The following is a 24192-nucleotide window of genomic DNA, read 5'->3' as shown; positions in this document are numbered from 1 at the left end:
TATGCAAGTTAAGCGTTTCTTTGCCGCCGATATGCGTCAGGCCATGAAGCTGGTTCGTGATGAGCTGGGCGCTGATGCCGCGATCATTGGCAACCGCCGTATTGCCGGCGGTGTCGAGCTGACGGCGGCACTGGATTACAAATTGTCGGCGCTGGCGCCTCGGGTTCCGAACATGGAACTCGAAGACGAGCTGCGCAAGACCCAGTCGCGCATCGTCACCGCCCAGGCCGAGCTGAGCCTGCGTGGCGAAGCCGATGGCAATACCAATCGCCAGTTGTTCGCCGGGCTGCCGATCGACGCCCGCCAGACGCTGACCGCCGGTTTGCCGCTGACCGCAGCCGAGCCGTTGAGCGAGCCGACTTACGCTGCTCCGGCACGTCCGGCGCCGGCGCCTGCCCAGGCATCTGCCGGTGTCGATCCGCGTGCACTGGACTCGATGCGTTTTGAATTGAACAGTCTGCGTGAGCTGATGGAAGTGCAGCTCGGCACCCTGGCCTGGAACCAGATGCAGGGCAGCCGTCCGGCGCAAGCCAATCTTTACCGCCGTCTGCAACGCATTGGTCTGTCCGGGCCGCTGTCGCGCGACCTGCTGGCGATGATCACCGATATCGAAGAACCACGTCAGGCCTGGCGCATGCTGCTCGCGCACCTGGCGCGGATGATTGCCGTGCCGGAAGTCGAGCCGCTGGAAGAGGGTGGAGTGATTGCCATGGTCGGCCCGGCCGGCATGGGCAAGACCACCACCCTGGCCAAGCTTGCCGCGCGCTACGTGCTCAAGTACGGCGCGCAGAACGTGGCGCTGGTCAGCATGGACAGCTTCCGCATCGGCGCGCAGGAACAACTCAAGACCCTGGGCCGCATTCTCAATGTCCCGGTGACTCACGTTGACCCGGGCCAGTCGCTGGTTCAGGCGCTGGACCCACTGCTGCGCAAACGCGTGGTGCTGATTGACACCGCCGGCCTGCAGGCCAGCGATCCGGCCCTGCGCATGCAGCTGGAAAGTCTGGCCGGGCGTGGCATCCGTTCAAAAAATTATCTGGTGCTGGCAACCACCAGCCAGAAACAGGTTCTAACCGCCGCTTATCACAGTTACAAGCGTTGCGGGCTCGCCGGGTGCATCCTGACTAAACTGGATGAAACGGCCAGTCTCGGCGAAGTGTTGAGCCTGGCAATCAGTCATGAATTGCCGGTCGCGTACCTGACCGATGGCCCACGGATTCCGGATGATCTGCATCTGCCGCGCCGTCATCAACTGGTCAGCCGCGCCGTCAGCGTGCAAATGCAGGAAGAACCCAGCGAAGAAGCCATGGCTGACATGTTCGCTGATATCTACCACAGCCCGACCAAGCAGGTTGGCTGAGGTAATGAACAGTTTTTGTACCTACATCGATGGCCTGCCACGCATTGTTCCGGTTGTGAACGCGCAGCCAGTAATGTGGCCTCCGTCTATGCAAGACAAGGTAAAGAAATAACATGGGCAGCATGCATCCCGTACAGGTGATCGCGGTGACCGGCGGCAAAGGTGGCGTCGGCAAGACTAACGTGTCAGTGAACTTGTCTCTGGCGCTGGCAGAGCTTGGCCGTCGGGTCATGCTGCTGGACGCCGACCTGGGACTGGCGAACGTTGACGTTCTGCTGGGGCTCACGCCAAAACGCACGCTGGCTGACGTGATCGAAGGTCGCTGCGAGCTGCGCGACGTGCTGTTGCAGGGGCCCGGCGGGATCCGCATCGTACCGGCCGCTTCCGGCACCCAGAGCATGGTTCACCTGAGCCCGGCACAACATGCCGGTCTGATTCAGGCCTTCAGCGACATCGGCGACAACCTCGACGTGCTGGTGATCGACACCGCTGCGGGCATTGGTGACTCGGTCGTCAGTTTCGTCCGTGCCGCGCAGGAAGTGTTGCTGGTGGTCTGCGACGAGCCGACGTCGATCACCGACGCCTACGCGCTGATCAAACTGCTTAACCGCGATTACGGCATGAACCGCTTCCGCGTCCTCGCCAACATGGCGCAGAGTCCGCAGGAAGGGCGCAACCTGTTCGCCAAGTTGACCAAGGTCACGGATCGCTTCCTCGACGTCGCCTTACAATATGTGGGTGCCGTGCCGTACGACGAAAGCGTGCGCAAGGCCGTGCAGAAGCAGCGCGCCGTCTACGAAGCCTTTCCGCGTTCCAAGTGCGCGCTGGCGTTCAAGGCGATCGCGCAGAAGGTCGATACCTGGCCGCTGCCTGCCAACCCGCGCGGTCACCTCGAGTTTTTCGTCGAACGCCTCGTGCAGCAAACGGCAGGGCCAGTGTTATGACTGCGAGCGGTATGAACTACTACAAGAAATCGGCACGTGACGCGCAGTACGAGTTGATCGAGCGTTACGCGCCACTGGTCAAACGCATTGCCTATCACTTGCTGGCGCGCTTGCCGGCGAGTGTGCAGGTCGAAGATCTGATTCAGGCGGGGATGATCGGCCTGCTCGAAGTCTCGACCAAATACGACGCCAGCAAAGGCGCCAGTTTCGAAACGTACGCGGGCATTCGCATCCGCGGCGCGATGCTCGACGAAGTACGCAAAGGCGACTGGGCACCACGCTCGGTTCACCGCAACACCCGGATGGTCAGCGATGCAATTCGCTCAATTGAAGCGAAAACCGGCCGTGACGCTAAAGATCACGAGGTTGCGGCCGAACTCCAATTGAGTCTCGACGATTACTACGGGATTTTGAATGACACCTTGGGCAGTCGCCTGTTCAGTTTCGACGACCTGTTGCAGGACGGCGAACATGAAGGGCTGCACGAGGATGGCGCCAGTGCTCATATGGAGCCGTCGCGCGATCTGGAAGATGAACGCTTCCAGGCGGCGCTGGCGGACGCGATTGCCAATTTGCCGGAGCGTGAGCGACTGGTGTTGGCGCTGTACTACGACGAAGAGCTGAACCTCAAGGAAATCGGTGAAGTCCTTGGCGTCAGTGAATCGCGGGTCAGCCAGTTACACAGCCAGTGCGCGGCCCGTTTGCGGGGGCGTTTGGGGGAGTGGCGAGCGCGCTGAAGGCAGTGTGGGGACACTGCGAACGAGGCTGGTGCGGTGGTGAACGGCACCGGTCTTGCTCTGTTGTGCTCCAGACAGTCTTTGAGTGTTACGCCGGATTGATTGAAATGGCGCGTCCAGGTGCTGGGCGCGTTTAAGACTGCTTGGAGGTCGAATTGAACAAAGACATGAAAATCCTCATCGTTGATGACTTCTCAACGATGCGGCGGATCATCAAGAACCTGTTGCGTGATCTCGGGTTCACCAACACTGTCGAGGCTGACGATGGCATCACTGCCATTCCGGTGCTCAACAGCGGCAGCATCGACTTTCTGGTAACGGACTGGAACATGCCCGGCATGACCGGTATCGACCTGCTGCGCCACGTGCGTGCCGATGAAAAGCTCAAGCACCTGCCGGTGCTGATGGTGACCGCTGAAGCCAAGCGCGAGCAGATCATCGAAGCGGCCCAGGCCGGTGTAAACGGCTATGTGGTCAAACCTTTCACGGCTCAGGCGTTGAAAGAAAAAATCGAGAAGATTTTCGAACGCATCGGCTGATGAACGCGCGGGGGAGCTATGGAGCATAACGAATCTTCACTGGGCGATTTCGAATCGACCCTGAAAAAACACGCGGTCGAACTGGTCGAGAGCCTTGAAAAAGGCAGGTTCGGCGACGCGGTGCAATTGATCCATGAGCTCAACCAGACCCGTGACCGCGGCCTGTACCAGGAAGTGGGCAAGCTCACACGTGAACTGCACAGTGCGATCGTCAACTTCCAGATCGACCCGCACATGCCGCAGGCCGAGGAAGTGTCGCAAATCACCGACGCCACCGAGCGCCTGGGCTACGTGGTCAAACTGACCGAAGCCGCGGCCAACCGCACCATGGATCTGGTGGAAAGCGCGACCCCTGTGGTCAATGGCCTGGCTGACGAAGCCCAGACCTTGAGCGCCGATTGGGGCCGCTTCATGCGCCGTGAGGTCGGGGCGGAAGAGTTCCGTGAACTGGCGCGCCGGGTCGACGGTTTTCTGACACGCAGCAGCACGGACAACCGTGCGGTGTCGAGCAATCTCAATGACATCCTGCTGGCCCAGGATTACCAGGACCTCACCGGTCAGGTGATCAAGCGCGTGACCCAACTGGTCACCGAAGTCGAAAGCAATTTGCTCAAACTCGTGCTCATGGCCAGTCAGGTCGACCGCTTTGCCGGCATCGAACATGACCGCGAAGCGATGCTTGCAGAAAAAGATCCACAAAAACATCTCTCGCAGGGTGAAGGTCCGCAGATTCATGCCGATAAACGAGAAGACGTTGTGTCCGGTCAGGACGATGTGGACGATTTGTTATCCAGCCTCGGGTTCTAGTGTTTTGGAATTTTAGGTTTTTTGGGTTTTTAGACCTGTAGGAGCACCCCATTAATGAGCTTCGGCGCCGATGAAGAGATCCTTCAGGATTTCCTGGTTGAGGCCGGCGAGATTCTTGAGCAACTGTCCGAACAACTGGTCGAGCTGGAAAGCCGCCCGGATGACGCAGATCTGCTCAACGCAATTTTTCGCGGTTTCCACACTGTAAAAGGGGGCGCCGGCTTCCTTCAGCTCAATGAGCTGGTGGAGTGCTGTCACATCGCCGAAAACGTGTTCGACATCCTGCGCAAGGGTGAGCGTCGCGTAGATGCAGAACTGATGGACGTGGTGCTTGAAGCACTGGACGCGGTGAACAGCATGTTCAGCGAAGTCCGTGAACGTGCACCGATCACCGCCGCGACCCCGGAACTGCTGGCCGCCCTGGCGCGTCTGGCCGAGCCGCAATCGGCCGACGAAGCTCCGGCATCGCCGGTGGCCGAGATGATCGAAGAGCTGGTCGTCGAGAGCGAGCCTGCCGATTCGGGCGACATCACCGATAACGAATTTGAACAGCTGCTGGATTCGCTGAGCGCCGCCAAGGCCGAAGCTGAAGCCCCGGCCGCTGCTGCCCCTGCGCCAGCTGCCGATGCGGCGGCCAGTGATGAAATCACCGACGCCGAATTCGAGTCGTTGCTCGATCAGTTGCACGGCAAAGGCCAGTTCGCGGCTGACGCGGTTGTACCGCCTGCGGCCAAGCCAGCGGCACCCGCTGCAGGCGACAGCTCGGACATCACCGACGACGAATTCGAAGCGCTGCTCGATCAGTTGCATGGCAAGGGCAACTTTGCCGTTGAAGCGCTGGAATCGGCCATCGCCTCGGCCCCGGCGGCACCTGCCGCGCCAGCGGCCGCCGCTGCCGGCAGCGACCTGATCACCGATCACGAATTCGAATCGCTGCTCGACGAATTGCACGGCAAGGGCAAATTCACCGAAGTCGGCACCGCTGCTGCGGGCAGCGCTTCGACCGTGGCCGCGCCTGCCGCCAAGGCTGCAGCCGCTCCGGCCGCTGCGCCGAAAGCCGCGCCCAAACCAGAGCCAAAAGCCGAAACGCCGAAACCGGCAGCCGCTGCTGCACCGGCTCCGGCCCGTGCCGCCGCTACGCCGCCACCGGAAAAACCGGCCAGCGAAGCCGAGACCACCGTGCGCGTCGATACCGCGCGTCTCGACGAAATCATGAACATGGTCGGCGAGCTGGTGCTGGTGCGTAACCGTCTGGTGCGCCTGGGTCTCAACAGCGGCGACGAAGCCATGTCCAAGGCCGTGTCGAACCTCGACGTGGTCACGGCTGACCTGCAGACCGCGGTGATGAAAACCCGGATGCAGCCGATCAAGAAGGTCTTCGGACGCTTCCCGCGTCTGGTTCGCGACCTCGCGCGTCAGCTCAAGAAAGAGATCAACCTGGAACTGGTGGGTGAAGAAACCGACCTCGACAAAAACCTCGTCGAGGCTCTGGCCGACCCGCTGGTCCACTTGGTGCGCAACGCGGTCGACCACGGCATCGAGTCGCCGGAAGAACGCGAAGCCTCGGGCAAGGCCCGTGGCGGCAAAGTGGTGCTGGCCGCCGAGCAGGAAGGCGACCACATCCTGCTGTCGATTTCCGATGACGGCAAAGGCATGGACCCGAACGTCCTGCGCGCCATCGCGGTAAAACGCGGGGTGATGGACAAGGACGCGGCCGATCGCCTGAGCGATACCGAGTGCTACAACCTGATTTTTGCTCCGGGCTTCTCGACCAAGACCGAGATCTCCGACGTGTCCGGTCGCGGTGTCGGCATGGACGTGGTGAAGACCAAGATTTCCCAGCTCAACGGTTCGATCAACATCTACTCGACCAAGGGCCAGGGTTCGAAGATCGTCATCAAGGTGCCGCTGACCCTGGCGATCATGCCGACCCTGATGGTGATGCTCGGCAATCAGGCGTTCGCCTTCCCGCTGGTCAACGTCAACGAAATCTTCCACCTCGACCTGTCGACCACCAACGTGGTGGACGGCCAGGAAGTGGTGATCGTGCGGGACAAGGCGCTGCCCTTGTTCTACCTCAAGCGCTGGCTGGTCAGCTCCGCCGCTCACGAAGAGCAGCGCGAGGGCCACGTGGTGATTCTTTCGGTAGGCACTCAGCGGATCGGCTTCGTCGTCGATCAACTGGTCGGCCAGGAAGAAGTGGTCATCAAGCCATTGGGCAAAATGCTGCAGGGCACTCCGGGCATGTCCGGCGCCACCATCACCGGTGACGGCCGCATCGCTCTGATCCTTGATGTTCCAAGCATGCTCAAGCGTTACGCCGCACGGCGTATTTGAATCCGGGGCGGCGGGGCGCTGACGTCCCGCTGCACCTATATGGAGTGTTTATGGCAGTCAAAGTCCTGGTGGTGGACGATTCGGGTTTTTTCCGCCGCCGCGTCTCGGAAATTCTTTCCGCGGATCCGAGCATCCAGGTGGTCGGCACCGCAACCAACGGTAAAGAGGCGATCGATCAGGCCCTGGCGCTGAAGCCGGACGTGATCACCATGGACTACGAGATGCCGATGATGGATGGCATCACGGCGGTGCGGCACATCATGCAGCGCTGCCCGACCCCGGTGTTGATGTTCTCCTCGCTGACCCACGAAGGCGCCCGGGTAACCCTGGATGCGCTGGACGCCGGCGCGGTGGATTTCCTGCCGAAGAATTTCGAAGACATCTCGCGCAATCCCGAGAAGGTCAAGCAACTGCTGTGCGAGAAGGTTCACAGCATCTCGCGCAGTAATCGTCGTTTCAGCGCTTACAGTGCTCCGGCTCCGGCCGCTGCACCGACGCCTGCGCCAGCTCCGGCTCCTTCGGCATCCAGCTTCAGCAGCCACGGCAGCAGCGCACCGGCCCGTCCGGCGCCTGCAGCGGCACCTGCGCGTGCACCGGCCGCCAGCGCTTCTTCGGCTGCGCCAAAACGCAAAGCCTACAAACTGGTGGCGATCGGTACCTCGACCGGCGGCCCGGTGGCGCTGCAACGGGTGCTGACGCAGTTGCCGGCGAACTTCCCGGCACCGATCGTGCTGATCCAGCACATGCCGGCGGCCTTCACCAAAGCGTTCGCCGAACGCCTCGACAAGCTATGCCGCATCAGCGTCAAGGAAGCCGAGGATGGTGACATCCTGCGTCCGGGCCTGGCGCTGCTGGCCCCGGGTGGCAAGCAGATGATGATCGACGGCCGTGGCGCGGTGAAAATCCTGCCGGGCGACGAGCGTCTGAATTACAAGCCGTGCGTGGACATCACCTTCGGTTCCGCAGCCAAATCCTACGCTGACAAAGTTCTGGCGGTGGTGTTGACCGGCATGGGCGCCGACGGCCGCGAAGGCGCGCGTCTGCTCAAGCAGGGCGGCAGCTCGGTGTGGGCGCAGGACGAAGCCAGTTGCGTGATCTACGGCATGCCGATGGCCATCGTCAAAGCCGATCTGGCTGACGCGATCTACAGCCTGGACGACATCGGCAAGCACATCGTCGAGGCGTGTATCTGATGGATGTTCTAAGCCTCATCGGGATCATCCTGGCGTTCGTCGCGATCATCGGCGGCAACTTCCTGGAAGGCGGTCACCTCGGCGCACTGGCCAACGGCCCGGCCGCGCTGATCGTGCTCGGTGGCACCATCGGCGCAGCGCTGCTGCAATCGCCGATGAGCGCCTTCAAGCGCGCCATGCAGATCCTTGCCTGGATCCTGTTCCCGCCACGGGTCGACCTCGCCGGCGGCATCGACCGCGTGGTCAACTGGAGCCTCACCGCGCGCAAGGAAGGCCTGCTCGGCCTCGAAGGCGTGGCCGATGCGGAACCGGACAACTACTCGCGCAAAGGCCTGCAACTGTTGGTCGATGGCGCCGAGCCGGAAGCCATTCGCAGCATCCTCGAGGTGGATTTCTACACCCAGGAAGCCCGCGACATCGAGGCCGCCAAAGTCTTCGAAAGCATGGGCGGCTACGCGCCGACCATCGGCATCATCGGGGCGGTGATGGGCCTGATTCATGTGATGGGCAATCTGGCTGATCCGTCGCAACTGGGCAGTGGTATCGCCGTGGCGTTCGTTGCGACCATCTACGGTGTCGCCAGCGCCAACCTGGTGTTGCTGCCGGTGGCGGCCAAGCTCAAGTCAATCGCGTTGCGGCAGTCGCGTTATCGCGAAATGTTGCTGGAAGGAATCTTGTCGATCGCCGAAGGTGAAAACCCTCGCTCTATCGAGCTGAAGCTTCAGGGCTTCATGGATTGATGGGGGTAATGGACTATGGCTCGCCGCAGGCATCAGGAAGAACACGTTAACCACGAGCGCTGGCTCGTGTCCTACGCGGATTTCATCACGCTGCTGTTCGCGTTCTTCGTGGTGATGTACTCGATTTCGTCGATCAACGAAGGCAAGTACAAGGTCATTTCCGAAGCGCTCATCGGGGTCTTCACCGACTCCGACCGCTCGCTCAAACCGATCCCGATCGGTGACGAGCGACCGAAGACCGTGACCCCGGCCAAGCCGCTGGTCAAGGATGCCGAACAGGTCGATGCCGGTATCGCCGGTGCCAGCGATCCGCTGAAAAGCATCGCCGATGACATCAGTGCGGCGTTCGGCGACCTGATCGCGTCCAATCAGATGACCGTGCGTGGCAACGAGTTGTGGGTCGAGATCGAACTCAATTCCAGCCTGTTGTTCGGCAGCGGCGACGCCATGCCGAGCAACATGGCCTTCAACATCATCGACAAGGTCGCAGCGATCCTCAAACCGTTCGACAACCCGATCCACGTCGAAGGCTTTACCGACGATCAGCCGATCCGCACCGCGCAGTACCCGACCAACTGGGAGCTGTCTTCGGCGCGGTCGGCGAGCATCGTGCGCATGCTGGCGATGCAGGGCGTCAACCCGGGCCGACTGGCCTCGGTGGGCTACGGCGAGTTCCAGCCGGTGGCCAACAACGCCACCGCTGAAGGCCGGGCGAAGAACCGGCGGGTGGTGCTGGTGGTGTCGCGCAATCTCGATGTCCGCCGCAGTCTGACCGGTACCGGCACCGCCAATGCGCAACCGGACGCGGCATTGAAGCGTGCTGGCACACAAACTGCACCGACCGCGGTCAAGACGCCGGGACGCGAGAGTGCCGTCAATTCTCCGTCGCCCGCATTAATACGCTGAACCATGTCTCGGTCGAGCATCTCGACCGGGAGGAACGAACTGAATGAGAGTCTGGGCAGTCGCCAATCAAAAGGGTGGTGTCGGTAAAACCACATCTTCCATCGCTTTAGCCGGATTGCTGGCGGAGGCGGGCAAGCGCGTGGTTGTGGTCGATCTCGACCCACACGGCTCGATGACCAGCTATTTCGGCTACGACCCCGACAGCCTGGAACACAGCAACTACGACCTGTTTCTGCACCGTGGCAGCGTGCCGCAAGGCTTGCCCGGCCAGTTGCTGCTGTCGACCAGCGACGAACGCATTTCCCTGCTGCCGTCGAGCACTGCACTGGCGACCCTCGAGCGGCAGTCGCCGGGGCAGAGTGGCCTGGGGCTGGTGATCGCCAAGAGTCTGGCGCAGCTGTGGCAGGACTTCGATTACGCGATCATCGACAGCCCGCCGTTGCTCGGGGTGCTGATGGTCAACGCTCTGGCTGCGAGCCAGCAACTGGTGATCCCGGTGCAGACCGAGCATCTGGCCGTTAAAGGCCTGGAGCGCATGGTCAACACCTTGGCGATGATCAATCGCTCGCGCAAGCAGGCGCTGCCGTTCAGCATCGTGCCGACCCTGTTCGACCGCCGTACCCAGGCGTCGCTGGGCACCTTGCGCGTACTGCGCGACAAATTCCCCGAAGAGATCTGGCAGGGTTATATCCCGGTCGACACGCGTCTGCGCGACGCCAGCCGGGCCGGTGTCACACCTTCGCAATTCGACGGCAAGAGCCGTGGCGTGCTGGCGTATCGCGCGCTGCTCAAGCATCTGTTGGCGCAACAACTTGTTCCGCAGGTGGCTTGAGATGAGGTTGATTTCTGTAGGAGCTGCCGCAGGCTGCGATCTTTTGATCCGGCCTTTTGCTGCTTCTGAAAAGATCAAAAGATCGCAGCCTGCGGCAGCTCCTACAGGGGGTTGCGTATGAATCGGCCAATCAAGTTGACGTCGAAGCCGCAGCTGGCGTTGCAGACTTATCTGGATAGCCTGCTGCAGGAGATTCCTGACGAGGTGCCGCCCGTCGAGGCGCCGCTCGAGGTCGTCGAAAGCAGCGAGGCGCTGGACGAGTTCCAGGCTGCGGTGCTGGAAGAGCAGGCGCGTGATGCGCAGCAAGCCACCAGACCCGCCGCGCCGCCGGCCGCGCCTGCCGCCGCGTCGGTAGCCAAAGCTCCCGTTGCATTGATCGACGAAGCGCAGCCGGTGCGCGCAACGGTGTCGACGCTCGCACCGCTGCTGCAGACCCAGTTACTGAAGACCGCGCCGGAACCGGCGGTGGTCGAACCCGCTCCAATCGCACCTGCACCTGCACCTGCACCTGCACCTGCACCTGCACCTGCACCTGCACCCGCACCCGCACCGGTCGAGCAGACGCGAGTGCCAGCGCTGGTGGAAGTGCATCTGCCACCGAACAACCCGCCGCCACCGGTGGAGACCGAAGGTCGGCCAGCGTGGGCTTCCGAGGCGTTTGAATGCCTGTTGTTCGATGTGGCCGGGCTGACCCTGGCGGTACCGCTGGTGTGCCTGGGATCGATTTATTCACTGGCCGGGCACGAGCTGACGCCGCTGTTCGGGCAGCCGGAATGGTTCCTCGGGATTCTGCCGAGCCAGGCCGGCAATCTGAAAGTATTGGATACCGCGCGTTGGGTCATGCCGGATCGCTATCGCGATGACTTCCGGCAGGGCCTGCAGTACGTGATTTCGGTGCAGGGTTACGAATGGGGCCTGGCGGTGCATCAGGTCAGCCGTTCGTTGCGCCTGGACCCGAATGAAATCAAATGGAGAAGTCACCGGGGTCAGCGGCCATGGCTCGCCGGCACGGTGATTGAGCACATGTGTGCATTGCTTGATGTATCCGCGCTGGCCGAGTTGATCGCCAGTGGCGGGGCAAAGCACTTGGGCGGTCACAAGCCGCTACATAAATCGACATAGCAGCCGACATAACAATCAGGCGAAGGCATTTTTCGATGCCTCCACACAGAACACACGCCGCTCAGTGCGGTTTTTTCGAGGGGTCAGGGTATGAGTAGTCAGGCGACGAATGCAAAAGGTTCTGAAGATCCGATCCTGCAATGGGTGACCTTCAAGCTGGACAACGAAACCTACGGCATCAACGTGATGCGCGTTCAGGAAGTGCTGCGTTACACCGAGATCGCGCCAGTGCCGGGTGCGCCAAGCTACGTGCTGGGCATCATCAACCTGCGCGGTAACGTGGTCACCGTGATCGACACCCGTCAGCGCTTCGGCCTGAACAGCGGCGAGATCAGCGACAACACCCGTATCGTCATCATCGAAGCCGACAAGCAAGTGGTCGGGATCATGGTCGACAGCGTGGCGGAAGTGGTTTACCTGCGTCAGTCGGAAATCGAGACCGCGCCAAACGTGGGTAACGAAGAGTCGGCCAAGTTCATCCAGGGCGTGTGCAACAAGAACAACGAGTTGCTGATCCTGGTCGAGCTGGACAAGATGATGAGCGAAGAAGAATGGTCGGAACTGGAGAGCATCTGATTTGATTCTCGAGGTTGCGGTCATTGTCCTGTTCCTCTTCTGGGCAGGCACGCTGGCGATGTTTCTGGCGTACATCAAGGCGCAGCGGTTGATCGCTGCGCAACAGGCCCAGGGCGATGCGCTGCGTGATCAGCGCATCAAGGAACTGGCCAAACGCGTCGACGACTACCAGAACGGCAACGTGCGCATGGGCGAAGCCCTGCATGAGCTGCGCTCGGTGGTCGGTCCGTTGCCGGACAAGATTGTCGCGCTGGAACAACGCGATCCATCGAGCCTGTCATTCGCCCAGGCGGCGAAACTGGTGGGGATGGGCGCGAGCGTCGATGAGCTGACCCAGTCCTGCGGGTTGACCCAGGCTGAGGCGGAGTTGATGCGCAAACTTCACAAGAACTGATTTTTGCGCTCAAGCTGATGGCCTATTCGCGAGCAAGCCCGCTCCCACATTAGATCGGTGTACGCCGAACCAATGTGGGAGCGGGCTTGCTCGCGAAGGCGTCTTCGAATTCTCAGTAATCATCCCCGCGCTCGGTGACGTCTTTCTCGACCATCGGCGCCTGCGGATCATGTCCCTCGGGGAATTTGCCTTTCAGGTTCCACGCGAACGCGATGATCTCGGCAATTGTGCGGTACAGCTCTTCGGGGATGCTGTCGCCCAGTTCCATCCTTGCCAACAACCGCACCAGTTCGGCGTTCTCATAGATCGGCACTTCACAGTCACGGGCGATGCGCAGGATTTCTTCGGCCAGTTCCTCGTCGCCCTTGGCGGTGAGGGTCGGAGCGTGACTGCCGTCGTATTTGAGGGCGATGGCCTGGCGTGGAGCGGTGGAATCGTTCATGCGGTTTCGTCGACCCAGCGGTGTTCGAGGCGGGTTTGGTTGCCTTGCGGCGGGGTGCCGAGGTGGCAGTCGAGGTCGCCGACGTTGAGCCCGCGATCGAGCAGGCGCTGGCGCAGGGCGAACAGATTGTTGCCGATCAGATCGGCGGTGTACGGGCGCTCGGCCCAGAGCTGACTCGACAGGCTACCGGCAATCAATTGCGCCTGAATCTGCATCGGCCCCAACGGTTCCATGTCGAACGCCAGATCAACACGCCACAGCTGTTGTTTGGGCTCGCGCTCATCACGGCGTTCATGGGGTTGCGGTTCTCGCTCTGGCGCTTCTTCGCGCTGGAACTTGACCTGCAACGGCACGATGTCCTGCAGATTACGCATGGGAATTTCCAGCTGCCAGGTGCTGAGCAGGCGGCCATCATCGGTCACGCCGGTCTGTTCCAGGCTCGACAACTGATGGCTTTGCAGGCGCGAAACGGCCGCTGCGGCGAGGCGCAGCAGGTGTTCCAGATCACCTTCGCCGTCCTGACTTTGCAGCAGCCGGTCGGGCAACGGGAAACTGCTCGGCACTGGCTTTGCGCTGACCTGGCCTAGAGTGCCGAGGGCGTTGCGCACGAAGCTCGGCAGCGCTTGCGCCAGGGTGTTGGCGGCGATGATCGCGTTGAAACTGGTGTTGCCTGGCAGGCCCGGGGTCAGTTGCGCGATCAGCTTGAGCAGATCGGCTTTCAGGTCGGGGGCCTGCGTCGGATTTTGGCCGGTCAGCAGTTTGGCTTCGAGGAAGGCGCCGCTGTTGGCCAGGGCCAGGGCCACGCCTTTGGCGGTGCTCATCTGCTGCACGTCGGGCAGGTTGCTGAGCAGGCGCACCACGGCGGCGCGCAGGTCCTGCGACGTCTGATCGTCATCGGTCGGCAGGTTCTGCAAGGCGTTGAGCAAGCCGTCCAGCGAGCCTTGGCGGCTTTGCTGGCCGAGCAGTTGCTGGCTCACCGCTAACTGATCCTGACGGCTGCTCAGCGGTACGAATTTGAGCGTCTGCGAGTCTTCGACCAGCGCCGAGAGCAGGGTGCCGATGCGCAGCGGTGTCGGGCTGTCGATATCCAGCGTGGCGCCGCTCTGTGCGGTGTTGAGCAGGCTCACCAGCGAGCGGTACACCGCCGGCTGCCCCGGCACTTGCGGCAGCACTTGCGAGGTCAGCACCTTGCCCTGCAACAGGGTACCGACCGGCAATTGCGCGGTGTCGATGCGGGTGAGGGTGGCGACGCTGCTGGCGATCGCTTGCTGCACGGTGATCGCCAGATTGCCCGCCGACGGTTGCGTGACCACCACATTGGTTCCGGTCGGCAGCGGCAGGTTGCTGCTGGCTTGCACGGTGGTCTGGCGACCGCCGTCGACGGTGACCTTGAGCAGCAGTTGAAAGGTCTGGTCCGCCTGCTTCAGCGACAGCACTTCGGCCTGGGCACTCTGCCCGGCGCCGATCAAGCCTTCGACCGGGGTCAGCAGCTTGAGCAACTCACCGCTCATCGCCAGCGGACGGGCGTTCGCCGGGGTGGTGGGCGGAAGCGGGAGGATGTTCATTTCGCCTGTCATACGCGGACACAACCTGAGGAAATTGCACGCTTGGGAGTAAGGCACGGCATGTATAATGCCGCGCGTCGTGCGCTTCGTTCAAAAAACATCGCAATTGTTTGATCCAGCTCTCTGGTTCGCACCGTCATTGCATTTATCCTGCATCTCTTTAACGGCCGCGCCAGAGCCGACTTGAACCGTATAAGGCCCGTGATCCCTTGACCAGCCCTGTCCTGCAAACCGTTGCCCTCGCCTGTGAGCGAGACCTGCGGCTGCTCTTCGAACATCTCGAATTGACGCTGGCCAGTGGCGACATGGTGCAGATCAGCGGCCCCAACGGTAGCGGCAAGACCAGTCTGCTGCGCCTGTTGTCCGGGCTAATGCAGCCCACCAGCGGTCAGGTACTGCTCAACGGCCAGCCCTTGACCGCGCAGCCCGCTGAACTGGCGCGCAATCTGCTGTGGATCGGCCACGCCGCCGGGATCAAGGAGCTGCTGACCCCGGAAGAAAACCTCTCCTGGCTCTGCGCCCTGCATCGGCCGGCCACTCGCGAGGCGATCTGGCAGGCACTGGCTGCTGTAGGATTGCGCGGTTTCGAAGATGTTCCTTGCCATAGCCTGTCCGCCGGTCAGCAGCGCCGCGTGGCACTGGCGCGGTTGTATCTGGACAGCCCGCCGCTGTGGATTCTCGACGAACCGTTCACCGCGCTCGACAAACAGGGCGTGGCGCAACTGGAAGAACACCTGGCCGGACACTGCGAACGCGGCGGTCTGGTGGTTCTGACCACGCACCACACGCTGAGCCGGATGCCGGCCGGTTATCGTGATCTCGATTTGGGGAACTGGGCAGTATGAGTGTCTTTGGCCTGCTGCTTGCCCGTGAGTCCCGCCTGCTGTTTCGTCGCCCGGCGGAACTGGCCAATCCGCTGATTTTCTTCGCCATCGTCATCGCGTTGTTCCCGCTGGCCGTCGGCCCGGAAACGCAAGTCTTGCAAAACCTGTCCCCGGGGTTAGTCTGGGTGGCCGCGTTGCTCTCGGTCCTGCTGTCGCTGGACGGCTTGTTCCGCAGTGATTTCGAAGACGGCTCGCTGGAACAGTGGGTCCTTTCGCCGCACCCGCTGCCGCTTCTGGTGCTGGCCAAGGTGCTGGCACACTGGCTGTTCTCGGGTCTGGCGCTGGTTTTACTGGCGCCCCTGCTGGCGTTGATGCTCGGTTTGCCGGTCGCCTGCCTGCCGGTGTTGCTGTTGTCATTGCTGCTGGGAACCCCGGTGCTGAGCCTGCTCGGCGCGGTGGGTGCGGCGCTGACAGTTGGTCTGAAGCGCGGCGGCCTGTTGCTGGCGCTGCTGATTCTGCCGTTGTACATCCCGGTGTTGATCCTGGGCAGCGGCGCCTTGCAGGCGGCATTGCAAGGCATGCCGGCGACCGGGTATCTGCTGTGGCTGGGTAGCCTGACTGCCCTGGCGATCACCCTGACACCGTTTGCAATAGCCGCTGGCCTGAAGATCAGCGTCGGCGAATAATGATGAGGTCTGATCAAAATTTGATCAGCAAAGACCCAGGCGTTTCACCGCGAAACGCAACCGTGATGGAAACAGTATGAACTGGACCTGGTTTCACAAGCTCGGCTCGCCCAAGTGGTTCTATGGCATCAGCAGCAAGTTTCTGCCATGGCTGAGCATTGCAGCGTTGCTGCTGATCAGCGTTGGCGTGGTCTGGGGCCTGGCCTTCGCGCCGCCGGATTATCAGCAGGGCAACAGCTTTCGCATCATCTACATCCACGTGCCTGCGGCAATGCTCGCGCAGTCGATCTACGTGATGCTGGCGGTGTGCGGCGTGGTCGGGCTGGTGTGGAAAATGAAACTGGCCGACGTCGCCCTGCAATGCGCCGCGCCGATCGGTGCTTGGATGACCGCTGTGGCGCTGGTCACCGGGGCCATTTGGGGCAAGCCAACCTGGGGCTCGTGGTGGGTCTGGGACGCGCGCCTGACCTCGATGCTGATTCTGCTGTTCCTGTATTTCGGGGTGATCGCGCTGGGCAATGCCATCAGCAACCGTGACAGCGCCGCCAAGGCCTGCGCGGTGCTGGCGATCGTCGGCGTGATCAACATTCCGATCATCAAGTACTCGGTGGAGTGGTGGAACACCCTGCACCAGGGCGCGACCTTCACCCTCACCGAAAAACCGGCGATGCCCGCAGAAATGTGGCTGCCGCTGCTGCTCACCGTGCTGGGTTTCTACTGCTTCTTCGGCTGCGTGCTGTTGCTGCGCATGCGCCTTGAAGTGCTCAAGCGCGAAGCCCGCGCCAGTTGGGTGAAGGAAGAAGTGCAGAACAGTCCGGAGGCCGCACGATGAGTTTTGCTTCATTCGGCGACTTCCTCGCCATGGGCCATCATGGCCTGTATGTCTGGTCGGCCTACGGCATCTGTCTGGCGGTGCTGATCCTCAACGTGGTGGCGCCGATCGCGGCCCGCAAGCGTTATCTGCAACAAGAGGCGCGTCGTCTGCGCCGGGAGAACGGCAAGTGAATCCGCTGCGCAAAAAACGTCTGATCATCATTCTGGCGATTCTGGTCGGGGTCGGCGCCGCCGTCGGCCTGGCCCTGAGCGCGCTGCAGGAAAACATCAACCTGTTTTACACGCCGACCCAGATCGCCAACGGCGAAGCACCGCACGACACGCGGATCCGTGCCGGCGGCATGGTCGAGAAAGGTTCGCTGCAACGTTCGCCGGACTCGCTGGACGTCAAATTCGTCGTTACCGATTTCAACAAAGCCGTGACCATTACCTATCGCGGCATCCTTCCGGATCTGTTCCGCGAAGGCCAGGGCATCGTCGCCCTGGGCAAACTCAACGCCGACGGCGTGGTGGTGGCCGATGAAGTGCTGGCCAAGCACGACGAGAAGTACATGCCGCCGGAAGTGACCAAGGCTCTGAAAGACAGTGGTCAATCCGCGCCGACCCCAGCGAAGGAGGGTTGATCGATGACGTCCGCACTGTTCATTCCCGAACTTGGCCATCTGGCAATGATTCTGGCGCTGTGTTTTTCCTTGGTGCAGGCCGTGGTGCCGTTGCTCGGCGCCTGGCGCGGCGAGCGTCTGTGGATGGGCCTGGCCCAACCGGCGGCGTGGGGCCAGTTTGCGTTCTTGCTGTTTGCCTTCGGTAGCCTGACCTACGCGTTCATGACCGACGATTTCTCGGTCGGCTACGTGGCGATGAACTCCAACAGCGCACTGCCGTGGTACTACAAGTTCAGCGCCGTGTGGGGCGCCCACGAAGGCTCGCTGCTGCTGTGGGCACTGATTCTCGGTGGCTGGACCTTTGCGGTGTCGGTGTTCTCCCGGCAGTTGCCGCAAGTCATGCTTGCCCGCGTGCTGGCGGTGATGGGCATGATCAGTACCGGTTTCCTGTTATTCCTGATCCTCACCTCCAACCCGTTCTCGCGGATCCTGCCGCAGATCCCCGCCGATGGGCGTGACCTCAACCCGCTGCTGCAGGACATCGGCCTGATCGTGCATCCGCCGATGCTGTACATGGGTTACGTCGGTTTCTCGGTGGCGTTTGCGTTCGCGATTGCCGCGTTGCTCGGTGGCCGTCTCGACGCCGCATGGGCACGCTGGTCGCGGCCGTGGACGATTGTCGCCTGGGCGTTTCTCGGCATCGGCATCACCCTCGGCTCGTGGTGGGCTTACTACGAACTCGGCTGGGGCGGCTGGTGGTTCTGGGACCCGGTGGAAAACGCCTCGTTCATGCCCTGGCTGGTCGGCACCGCGCTGATCCACTCGCTGGCGGTCACGGAAAAACGTGGCGTGTTCAAGAGCTGGACGGTGTTGCTGGCGATTGCCGCGTTCTCCCTCAGCCTGCTGGGGACGTTCCTTGTGCGCTCCGGGGTGTTGACCTCGGTGCACGCGTTTGCCTCGGACCCCGAGCGTGGTGTGTTCATCCTGATCTTCCTGCTGTTCGTGGTCGGTGGTTCGCTGACCCTGTTCGCCTTGCGCGCGCCGGTGGTCAAGAGCCAGGTCGGCTTCAACCTGTGGTCGCGGGAAACCCTGCTGCTGGGGAACAACCTGGTGCTGGTGGTGGCGGCGTCGATGATCTTGCTCGGCACCCTGTACCCGCTGATTCTCGATGCGATCAGCGGCGCCAAACTGTCGGTCGGCCCGCCGTACTTCAATGCGCTGTTCATCCCGCTGATGGCGTTGCTGATGCTGGTGATGGCGGTCGGTGTGATCGTGCGCTGGAAAGACACTCCGGTGAAATGGCTGGCGAACATGCTGACCCCGGTGCTGCTCGGCAGCGTCGCGTTGGCGGTGGTGGCCGGAGTCGCATACGGCGACTTCAACTGGGCGGTGATCGCGACGTTCCTGCTCGCCGCCTGGGTGTTGCTGGCCGGGGTGCGCGACATCTTCGACAAGACTCGCCACAAAGGTCTGATCAAAGGCCTGCCGAGCCTGACCCGCAGTTATTGGGGCATGCAGCTCGCTCACCTCGGCATCGCCGTGTGCGCCCTTGGCGTCGTGCTGTCGAGCCAGAACAGTGCCGAGCGCGACCTGCGTCTGGCCCCAGGCGAGTCGATGGACCTGGCCGGTTATCACTTCGTCTTCGAAGGTGCCAAACACTTCGAAGGGCCGAACTTCACTTCCGACAAGGGCACCGTCCGGGTGATCCGCGACGGCAAGGAAGTCAGCGTGCTGCACCCGGAAAAACGCCTGTACACGGTGCAGAGTTCGATGATGACCGAGGCCGGGATCGACGCCGGTTTCACCCGCGACCTGTACGTCGCACTGGGCGAACCGCTGGAGAACGGCGCCTGGGCGGTGCGGGTTCACGTCAAACCGTTCGTGCGCTGGATCTGGTTCGGCGGTCTGCTGACCGGTCTGGGTGGTTTGCTGGCGGCGCTGGATCGGCGTTATCGAGTCAAGGTCAAAGCCCGGGTGCGTGATGCCCTCGGCCTGCAGGGAGCGGCGGTATGAGACGTTGGTTGATGCTGGTGCCACTGGCGCTGTTCCTGCTGGTGGCGGTGTTTCTCTATCGCGGTCTGTACCTCGATCCGGCGGAGCTGCCGTCGGCGATGATCAACAAGCCATTCCCCGAATTCACCTTGCCGAGCGTGCAGGGCGACAAGACCCTGACCAAGGCTGACCTTATCGGCAAACCAGCGCTGGTCAACGTCTGGGGCACCTGGTGTATTTCCTGCCGGGTCGAACACCCGGTGCTGAACAAACTGGCCGAGCGTGGCGTGGTGATCTACGGCATCAACTACAAGGACACCAACGCCGATGCCTTGAAGTGGCTGGCCGAATTTCACAATCCCTATTTGCTGGATATCCGTGACGAAGAGGGCTCGCTGGGTCTCAACCTCGGCGTGTACGGCGCGCCGGAAACCTTCTTCATCGATGCCAAGGGCATCATTCGCGACAAGTACGTCGGTGTGATTGACGAGCAGGTCTGGCGCGAAAAACTTGCAGCCAAATATCAGGCGCTGGTGGATGAGGCCAAGCCATGAAGCGTTTTCTCGCTGCCGTGGTTTTGGGCCTGAGTCTGGCCGGTGTGGCTCACGCCGCGATCGACACTTACGAGTTCGCCAAAGAAGGCGATCGCGAGCGTTTTCGCGAACTGACCAAGGAACTGCGCTGCCCCAAGTGCCAGAACCAGGACATTGCCGACTCCAACGCGCCGATTGCCGCCGACCTGCGCAAAGAGATTTTTCGCATGCTCGGTGAGGGCAAGGACAATCAGCAGATCATCGACTTCATGGTCGACCGCTACGGTGATTTCGTCCGCTACAAACCGGCGCTCAACGCCAAGACTGCGTTGCTCTGGTTCGGCCCGGCCGGGCTGCTGCTGGGCGGCCTGGTGGTGATCGTGGTGATCGTGCGCCGCCGTCGTGGCCAGCGTGCCGAGACCTCGCAATCGCTGTCCATCGAAGAGCGTCAGCGCCTCGACCAACTGTTGGATAAAAACCAAGAATGATTGATTTCTGGCTTGCCGCAGGGCTGTTGCTTCTGGTCGCCCTGAGTTTTCTGCTGATCCCGGTTCTGCGTGGCCGTCGCGCCCAGCGCGAAGAGGATCGTACTGCCCTGAACGTCGCGCTGTATCAGGAGCGTGTGGCCGAGCTGCAATCGCAGCAGGCCGAAGGCGTACTCGATGCCGCGCAAATGGACAGCGGTCGTGCCGAAGCGGCGCGTGAACTGCTGGCCGATACCGAAGGCGTTGCCGCGCCGCGTGTGTCGACCTTGGGCAAACCGTTGCCACTGTTGGCCGCGGTGCTGGTGCCGCTGTTGGGTCTCGGTCTGTATCTGCATTTCGGTGCCGCCGACAAGGTCGAGCTGACCCGCGAATTCGCCCAGGCGCCGCAGTCGATGGAAGAGATGACCCAGCGTCTGGAACGTGCGGTAGCCGCGCAGCCGGATTCGGCAGAGGGGCTGTACTTCCTCGGTCGCACCTACATGGCCCAGGATCGTCCGGCGGACGCGGCGAAGATGTTCGAGCGCGCGGCCAACCTCGCCGGGCGCCAGCCGGAACTGCTTGGTCAGTGGGCGCAGGCGCAGTACTTCGCCGATGGCAAAAAGTGGTCGGACAAGATTCAGGCGCTGACCGACGAAGCGCTGAAGGCCGATCCGAAAGAAGTCACCAGCCTCGGCTTGCTCGGCATCGCCGCGTTCGAAGGCGAGCGTTATCAGCAAGCCATCGATTACTGGAACCGCCTGCTGGCGCAACTGCCGGCCGAGGACAACTCCCGCGCTGCGCTGCAAGGCGGCATCGAACGCGCCGCCGAACGCTTGAAGGCCAGCGGCGGCAAGGTCGCCGAAGCACCGGCGGCCAAGGTTGCGGCACTGCTCAAGGTCGATGTTGACCTGGCCAGTGAACTCCGGGGCAAGGTGCAGCCGGGCGACAGCGTGTTCATCTTCGCCCGCGCCGTGTCCGGCCCACCGGCACCGCTGGCGGCCAAGCGCCTGACCGTCGCCGACCTGCCGGTGACCGTCGAGCTGGGCGATGCCGACGCGATGATGCCGCAGTTGAAACTGTCGAACTTCCCCGAAGTCCAACTGGTTGCGCGCATCTCACGGGCCGGTCAGCCGACCGCCGGGGAGTGGGTGGGGCGTAGCGGCCCGTTGGCCAGCAGCACCACCGCGCCACAAAAACTGATCATCGACAGCCCGGACAAATAACCCCGGAATCCACAGGAAAGCACCGCCATGCACAGCCTCGCCCGCATCACCGTCATCTCCTTGGCCCTGAGCATGAGCGCCTGTGCGGTGCACCGACCGGAACCGACCACCAACCTGCCACCGATCCCGCCGTCGCAGCCGAGCCCGACCCCGTCGACTTCGCCGACACCGGGCAAAAGCATCCCGGCCAAGCCGTCGAAACCCGTGCCCCGCACCTCCGCCAGCTTTGCCCCGCCACCGGGCGGCAACAGCCACTGGGACCAGAAACTCGGGGTCTACGTCCTCGACGACCAACCCAACACCTTCTACCGCCAGCGCACCTACTTCCGCTGGAACAACGGCTGGACCCGCTCCGTCAGCCCCAACGGCCCATGGGAAGACACCGACATCCACGGCGTGCCACCGGGGTTGGGCAAGCAGTTCGGGCAGTGATGAAAAACGGCGATCTTTGGATCGCCGTTTTTTTATCCGGTTTTCACAAAGTGGGTTTTCAAAGCATCGCGCGATAGGCGCTCAGCGCCTTGACTGACTCAACCAGTCCCTGACGTCGCAGGAGATCCAGAAAAGGTTCGACGGCCATCGGCGGTAATTTCAGTTGTTGGCGTTGCCGTTGCGCGGCAGCGATGACGGCAGCCGGATCCAGATGTAGCAGGTTTTCGACAAACTCATCGGGGTGTTAAGCCTCGAGGCCGTAAGGTGCCAGATGTGAGTCGGGAAAATCCTTCAGATTGAAAGTCACGATGACCCCTGCGCCACAGCGTATGGCCGCTGCCAGTACATGGCGGTCGTTGCTGTCGGGAAGAGTGAGGCCAGCAATCAGGTCCTCAAAGTCATAGACGCAGGCATCCGGTATCGCACGATCCATAAGTTCGGATGTGCGATCCAGTTGTTCCAGCGTCAGATCCCTTCGGTTCTTCAATAAATTGCGTTTCCATTCGCCGTGAATCTCCTTGGTCCATCGGGCTCGAAACCGTCCTGAGAGCGCGAGCCACATCAAGAAGTCTCTGAGCGGGGCGGGGTACAAAACACATGCATCGTATACAGCGGTGAAAGAGGAATGCCTCACTCGTATCCTGTCCTTAACGCCTGTGCCTGCTCTGCGAGAAGCGCCATTGCCTGCTCGCTGGCGGTTTCGCGCCGGGTCTTATAGTCCATCAGATCGGCAAAGCGCACACGTCGGTGCTTGCCGGTTTTGTGGTAGGACAACTCGCCGCTTTCCAGCAGTTTTATCAGGTGCGGACGTGAGACATTGAGGAGATCGGCAGCTTCCTGCGTGGTCAGTTCGGCATGCACCGGCACGACTTTGACGGCGTTGCCTTCAGCCAGCTCCGCCAGAATATCCATCAGCAGCCGCAGCGCCGAGGTCGGCAGCTCGACCTGATGCGCCTGGTTCTGCTCATCGAAAATCTGGATGTGCTGGGTTTCGAATCGGGTGGCGAGGTAAGCAGTCAGCGCGCGTTTCCCTTCAATCGCGGCTTGGACTTCGCGTTCGACAGGGAGGTTGAGAGGAGGGTGAAGGACAATCGACATAGGAGCTTCCAGCATTCTGATTAGAGGATGCTGGCAAGTTATTCGAATTAAACGAAAATCGCAATAAACGAAAATCTGGGTGTTTCAGGTGGGGTGTCTGATCAGGTTTTCCATGTACTCCACAAACGCCCGCGCCTTGGCACTCGCCATTCTCCCCGTCGGAAACACTGCCCATAAATCCATGTCCGGCAGGGTCCAGTCAGCCATCACGGTCTTGACCGCGCCGCTGGTCAGCTCCGGGGCGAACATCCATTCGGAGGCGAGCGTCAGGCCTTGATCGGCCAGCACGGCTTCGCGCACGCCCTCAGCCGCGCTGACCCGCAGGCGGCCGCTGATGATCACCGATTGTTGTTCGGCGCCTTTGCTGAACTGCCAGGTACTACCGCCACCGAGCCGGTAGACGATCGCCTCATGCTTGCTCAAGTCGGCCGGGCAGTTCGGTTCGCCGTGTCTGGCGAAGTATGCCGGGGTGCCGAGTACCACGCGGCGGCAATCGGCGATCTTGCGTGCGGTCAGGCCGGAATCGGTGAGGGCGCCCATGCGCAGGGCGACGTCGATGCCTTCCTCGACGAGGTTGATGTTGCGATCATCGAGCAGCAGATCGATGTTGAGTTGCGGATGCTGATCGAGAAACGCCCCCAGGTGCGGGACGATGTGCAGGCGGCCGAAGGTCACCGCAGCGCTGATGCGCAAGTGGCCGCTCAAACCGCTGGCGCTGTCCCGGGCGGCGTTGTCGGCTTCGTTGGCTTCCTCGATGGCGCGTCTGGCCCGTTCGAAATAGGCCAGACCGGCCTCGGTCGGGGTCAGGCCGCGAGTCGAGCGCAGCAACAGGCTGACGGCCAAGCGTTTTTCCAGTTGGGCGATGGTCTTCGATACGGCCGGCTGGCCGATATTCAGGCGTCGTGCGGCGGCCGAAAACGAGCCGGTTTCGACAACGTAGACGAAGGTTTCCATGGCGGCGAGGCGATCCATTTCAGGTCCTTGCGCAATCTTGAAGGGTAATGACGAAA

General features: G+C 61.9%; 27 protein-coding genes and 1 pseudogene. 23 read left to right on the top strand and 5 right to left on the bottom strand.

Annotation, left to right across the window (positions count from 1 at the left end; translation table 11 throughout):
• Position 1: 1 nt before the first annotated feature.
• The 13 genes from flhF (at position 2) to ACXR0M_RS21970 (ending at position 12487) form a co-directional block, all read left to right on the top strand.
• On the top strand, positions 2-1360 hold the full coding sequence (flhF, locus tag ACXR0M_RS22030; protein WP_458833837.1) for a flagellar biosynthesis protein FlhF: 1359 nt from the start codon (positions 2-4) through the stop codon (positions 1358-1360).
• 113 nt (positions 1361-1473) lie between these two features.
• Complete coding sequence (fleN, locus tag ACXR0M_RS22025) at positions 1474-2304, top strand: flagellar synthesis regulator FleN (protein WP_003222917.1); 831 nt, start codon at positions 1474-1476, stop codon at positions 2302-2304.
• The gene (fliA, locus tag ACXR0M_RS22020) at positions 2301-3041 is read left to right on the top strand and encodes an RNA polymerase sigma factor FliA (protein ID WP_093439777.1); all 741 of its coding nucleotides are present in this window, start codon (positions 2301-2303) and stop codon (positions 3039-3041) included. The genes fleN and fliA overlap by 4 nt, the downstream gene beginning before the upstream one ends.
• A gap of 167 nt (positions 3042-3208) precedes the next feature.
• Entirely contained in the window at positions 3209-3580 is a 372-nt protein-coding gene (locus tag ACXR0M_RS22015; protein ID WP_008006721.1) for a chemotaxis response regulator CheY, read from the top strand.
• Between the two features lie 18 nt (positions 3581-3598).
• Complete coding sequence (locus ACXR0M_RS22010) at positions 3599-4387, top strand: protein phosphatase CheZ (RefSeq protein WP_458833836.1); 789 nt, start codon at positions 3599-3601, stop codon at positions 4385-4387.
• A gap of 54 nt (positions 4388-4441) precedes the next feature.
• The gene (locus tag ACXR0M_RS22005) at positions 4442-6724 is read left to right on the top strand and encodes a chemotaxis protein CheA (RefSeq protein ID WP_458833835.1); all 2283 of its coding nucleotides are present in this window, start codon (positions 4442-4444) and stop codon (positions 6722-6724) included.
• A 50-nt stretch (positions 6725-6774) separates the two neighbouring features.
• Entirely contained in the window at positions 6775-7917 is a 1143-nt protein-coding gene (locus tag ACXR0M_RS22000; RefSeq protein WP_458833834.1) for a protein-glutamate methylesterase/protein-glutamine glutaminase, read from the top strand.
• The gene (locus ACXR0M_RS21995) at positions 7917-8657 is read left to right on the top strand and encodes a flagellar motor protein (protein WP_458833833.1); all 741 of its coding nucleotides are present in this window, start codon (positions 7917-7919) and stop codon (positions 8655-8657) included. Before ACXR0M_RS22000 ends, ACXR0M_RS21995 begins: the two co-directional genes overlap by 1 nt.
• Before the next feature lie 15 nt (positions 8658-8672).
• The gene (motD, locus tag ACXR0M_RS21990; RefSeq protein ID WP_458833832.1) at positions 8673-9563 is read left to right on the top strand and encodes a flagellar motor protein MotD; all 891 of its coding nucleotides are present in this window, start codon (positions 8673-8675) and stop codon (positions 9561-9563) included.
• Between the two features lie 43 nt (positions 9564-9606).
• A complete protein-coding gene (locus tag ACXR0M_RS21985; protein ID WP_336841271.1) occupies positions 9607-10395 on the top strand; it encodes a ParA family protein in 789 nt (262 codons plus the stop codon).
• Positions 10396-10512: 117 nt separating this feature from the next.
• Positions 10513-11517, top strand: a complete 1005-nt coding sequence (locus ACXR0M_RS21980; RefSeq protein WP_458833831.1) for a CheW domain-containing protein — start codon at positions 10513-10515, stop codon at positions 11515-11517.
• Between the two features lie 90 nt (positions 11518-11607).
• A complete protein-coding gene (locus tag ACXR0M_RS21975) occupies positions 11608-12093 on the top strand; it encodes a chemotaxis protein CheW (protein WP_003222936.1) in 486 nt (161 codons plus the stop codon).
• A gap of 1 nt (position 12094) precedes the next feature.
• Positions 12095-12487, top strand: a complete 393-nt coding sequence (locus ACXR0M_RS21970; protein ID WP_458833830.1) for a DUF2802 domain-containing protein — start codon at positions 12095-12097, stop codon at positions 12485-12487.
• 112 nt (positions 12488-12599) lie between these two features.
• Here ACXR0M_RS21970 and ACXR0M_RS21965 read toward each other — a convergent pair whose 3' ends face one another.
• Both ACXR0M_RS21965 and fliK read right to left on the bottom strand, forming a co-directional pair.
• Complete coding sequence (locus ACXR0M_RS21965) at positions 12600-12929, bottom strand: EscU/YscU/HrcU family type III secretion system export apparatus switch protein (protein WP_458833829.1); 330 nt, start codon at positions 12927-12929, stop codon at positions 12600-12602.
• Entirely contained in the window at positions 12926-14506 is a 1581-nt protein-coding gene (fliK, locus tag ACXR0M_RS21960) for a flagellar hook-length control protein FliK (RefSeq protein WP_458833828.1), read from the bottom strand. Before fliK ends, ACXR0M_RS21965 begins: the two co-directional genes overlap by 4 nt.
• A gap of 197 nt (positions 14507-14703) precedes the next feature.
• On the opposite strand from fliK, the gene ccmA reads away from it, so the two are divergent.
• From ccmA to ACXR0M_RS21910, 10 genes are all read left to right on the top strand, one after another.
• Positions 14704-15339, top strand: a complete 636-nt coding sequence (gene ccmA / locus ACXR0M_RS21955) for a cytochrome c biogenesis heme-transporting ATPase CcmA (protein WP_458833827.1) — start codon at positions 14704-14706, stop codon at positions 15337-15339.
• Entirely contained in the window at positions 15336-16004 is a 669-nt protein-coding gene (gene ccmB / locus ACXR0M_RS21950) for a heme exporter protein CcmB (protein ID WP_458833826.1), read from the top strand. The genes ccmA and ccmB overlap by 4 nt, the downstream gene beginning before the upstream one ends.
• A gap of 76 nt (positions 16005-16080) precedes the next feature.
• Positions 16081-16836, top strand: a complete 756-nt coding sequence (locus ACXR0M_RS21945; protein ID WP_458833825.1) for a heme ABC transporter permease — start codon at positions 16081-16083, stop codon at positions 16834-16836.
• Positions 16833-17009 carry a heme exporter protein CcmD gene (gene ccmD, locus ACXR0M_RS21940; protein WP_003222944.1) on the top strand — a complete coding sequence of 59 codons (177 nt, stop codon included), beginning with the start codon at positions 16833-16835 and terminating at the stop codon, positions 17007-17009. The genes ACXR0M_RS21945 and ccmD overlap by 4 nt, the downstream gene beginning before the upstream one ends.
• Positions 17006-17461: a cytochrome c maturation protein CcmE gene (ccmE, locus tag ACXR0M_RS21935; RefSeq protein WP_064586605.1), complete on the top strand. Its 456-nt coding sequence runs from the start codon at positions 17006-17008 to the stop codon at positions 17459-17461. Before ccmD ends, ccmE begins: the two co-directional genes overlap by 4 nt.
• Before the next feature lie 3 nt (positions 17462-17464).
• Positions 17465-19453: a heme lyase CcmF/NrfE family subunit gene (locus ACXR0M_RS21930; protein ID WP_458833824.1), complete on the top strand. Its 1989-nt coding sequence runs from the start codon at positions 17465-17467 to the stop codon at positions 19451-19453.
• Entirely contained in the window at positions 19450-19986 is a 537-nt protein-coding gene (locus tag ACXR0M_RS21925; RefSeq protein WP_458833823.1) for a DsbE family thiol:disulfide interchange protein, read from the top strand. Before ACXR0M_RS21930 ends, ACXR0M_RS21925 begins: the two co-directional genes overlap by 4 nt.
• Positions 19983-20453 (top strand): cytochrome c-type biogenesis protein, encoded by a 471-nt coding sequence (locus tag ACXR0M_RS21920; RefSeq protein WP_458833822.1) that lies wholly within the window; start codon positions 19983-19985, stop codon positions 20451-20453. The genes ACXR0M_RS21925 and ACXR0M_RS21920 overlap by 4 nt, the downstream gene beginning before the upstream one ends.
• Positions 20450-21652, top strand: coding sequence for a c-type cytochrome biogenesis protein CcmI (gene ccmI, locus ACXR0M_RS21915; RefSeq protein WP_458833821.1), 1203 nt, complete (start codon positions 20450-20452; stop codon positions 21650-21652). The genes ACXR0M_RS21920 and ccmI overlap by 4 nt, the downstream gene beginning before the upstream one ends.
• 27 nt (positions 21653-21679) lie before the next feature.
• Positions 21680-22084, top strand: coding sequence for a hypothetical protein (locus ACXR0M_RS21910; RefSeq protein WP_458833820.1), 405 nt, complete (start codon positions 21680-21682; stop codon positions 22082-22084).
• A gap of 58 nt (positions 22085-22142) precedes the next feature.
• Here the strand turns inward: ACXR0M_RS21910 and ACXR0M_RS21905 are convergent.
• The 3 genes and pseudogenes from ACXR0M_RS21905 to ACXR0M_RS21895 form a co-directional block, all read right to left on the bottom strand.
• Positions 22143-22718: pseudogene (locus tag ACXR0M_RS21905) on the bottom strand (PIN domain-containing protein).
• Positions 22715-23182 (bottom strand): helix-turn-helix domain-containing protein, encoded by a 468-nt coding sequence (locus ACXR0M_RS21900; protein ID WP_458833881.1) that lies wholly within the window; start codon positions 23180-23182, stop codon positions 22715-22717. The pseudogene ACXR0M_RS21905 and the gene ACXR0M_RS21900 overlap by 4 nt, the downstream one beginning before the upstream one ends.
• Before the next feature lie 84 nt (positions 23183-23266).
• On the bottom strand, positions 23267-24154 hold the full coding sequence (locus ACXR0M_RS21895; protein ID WP_458833819.1) for a LysR family transcriptional regulator: 888 nt from the start codon (positions 24152-24154) through the stop codon (positions 23267-23269).
• Positions 24155-24192: the final 38 nt, after the last annotated feature.

Source organism: Pseudomonas sp. Eth.TT006 (assembly GCF_054456575.1).
This window is presented reverse-complemented; position numbering and strand designations above follow the sequence as displayed.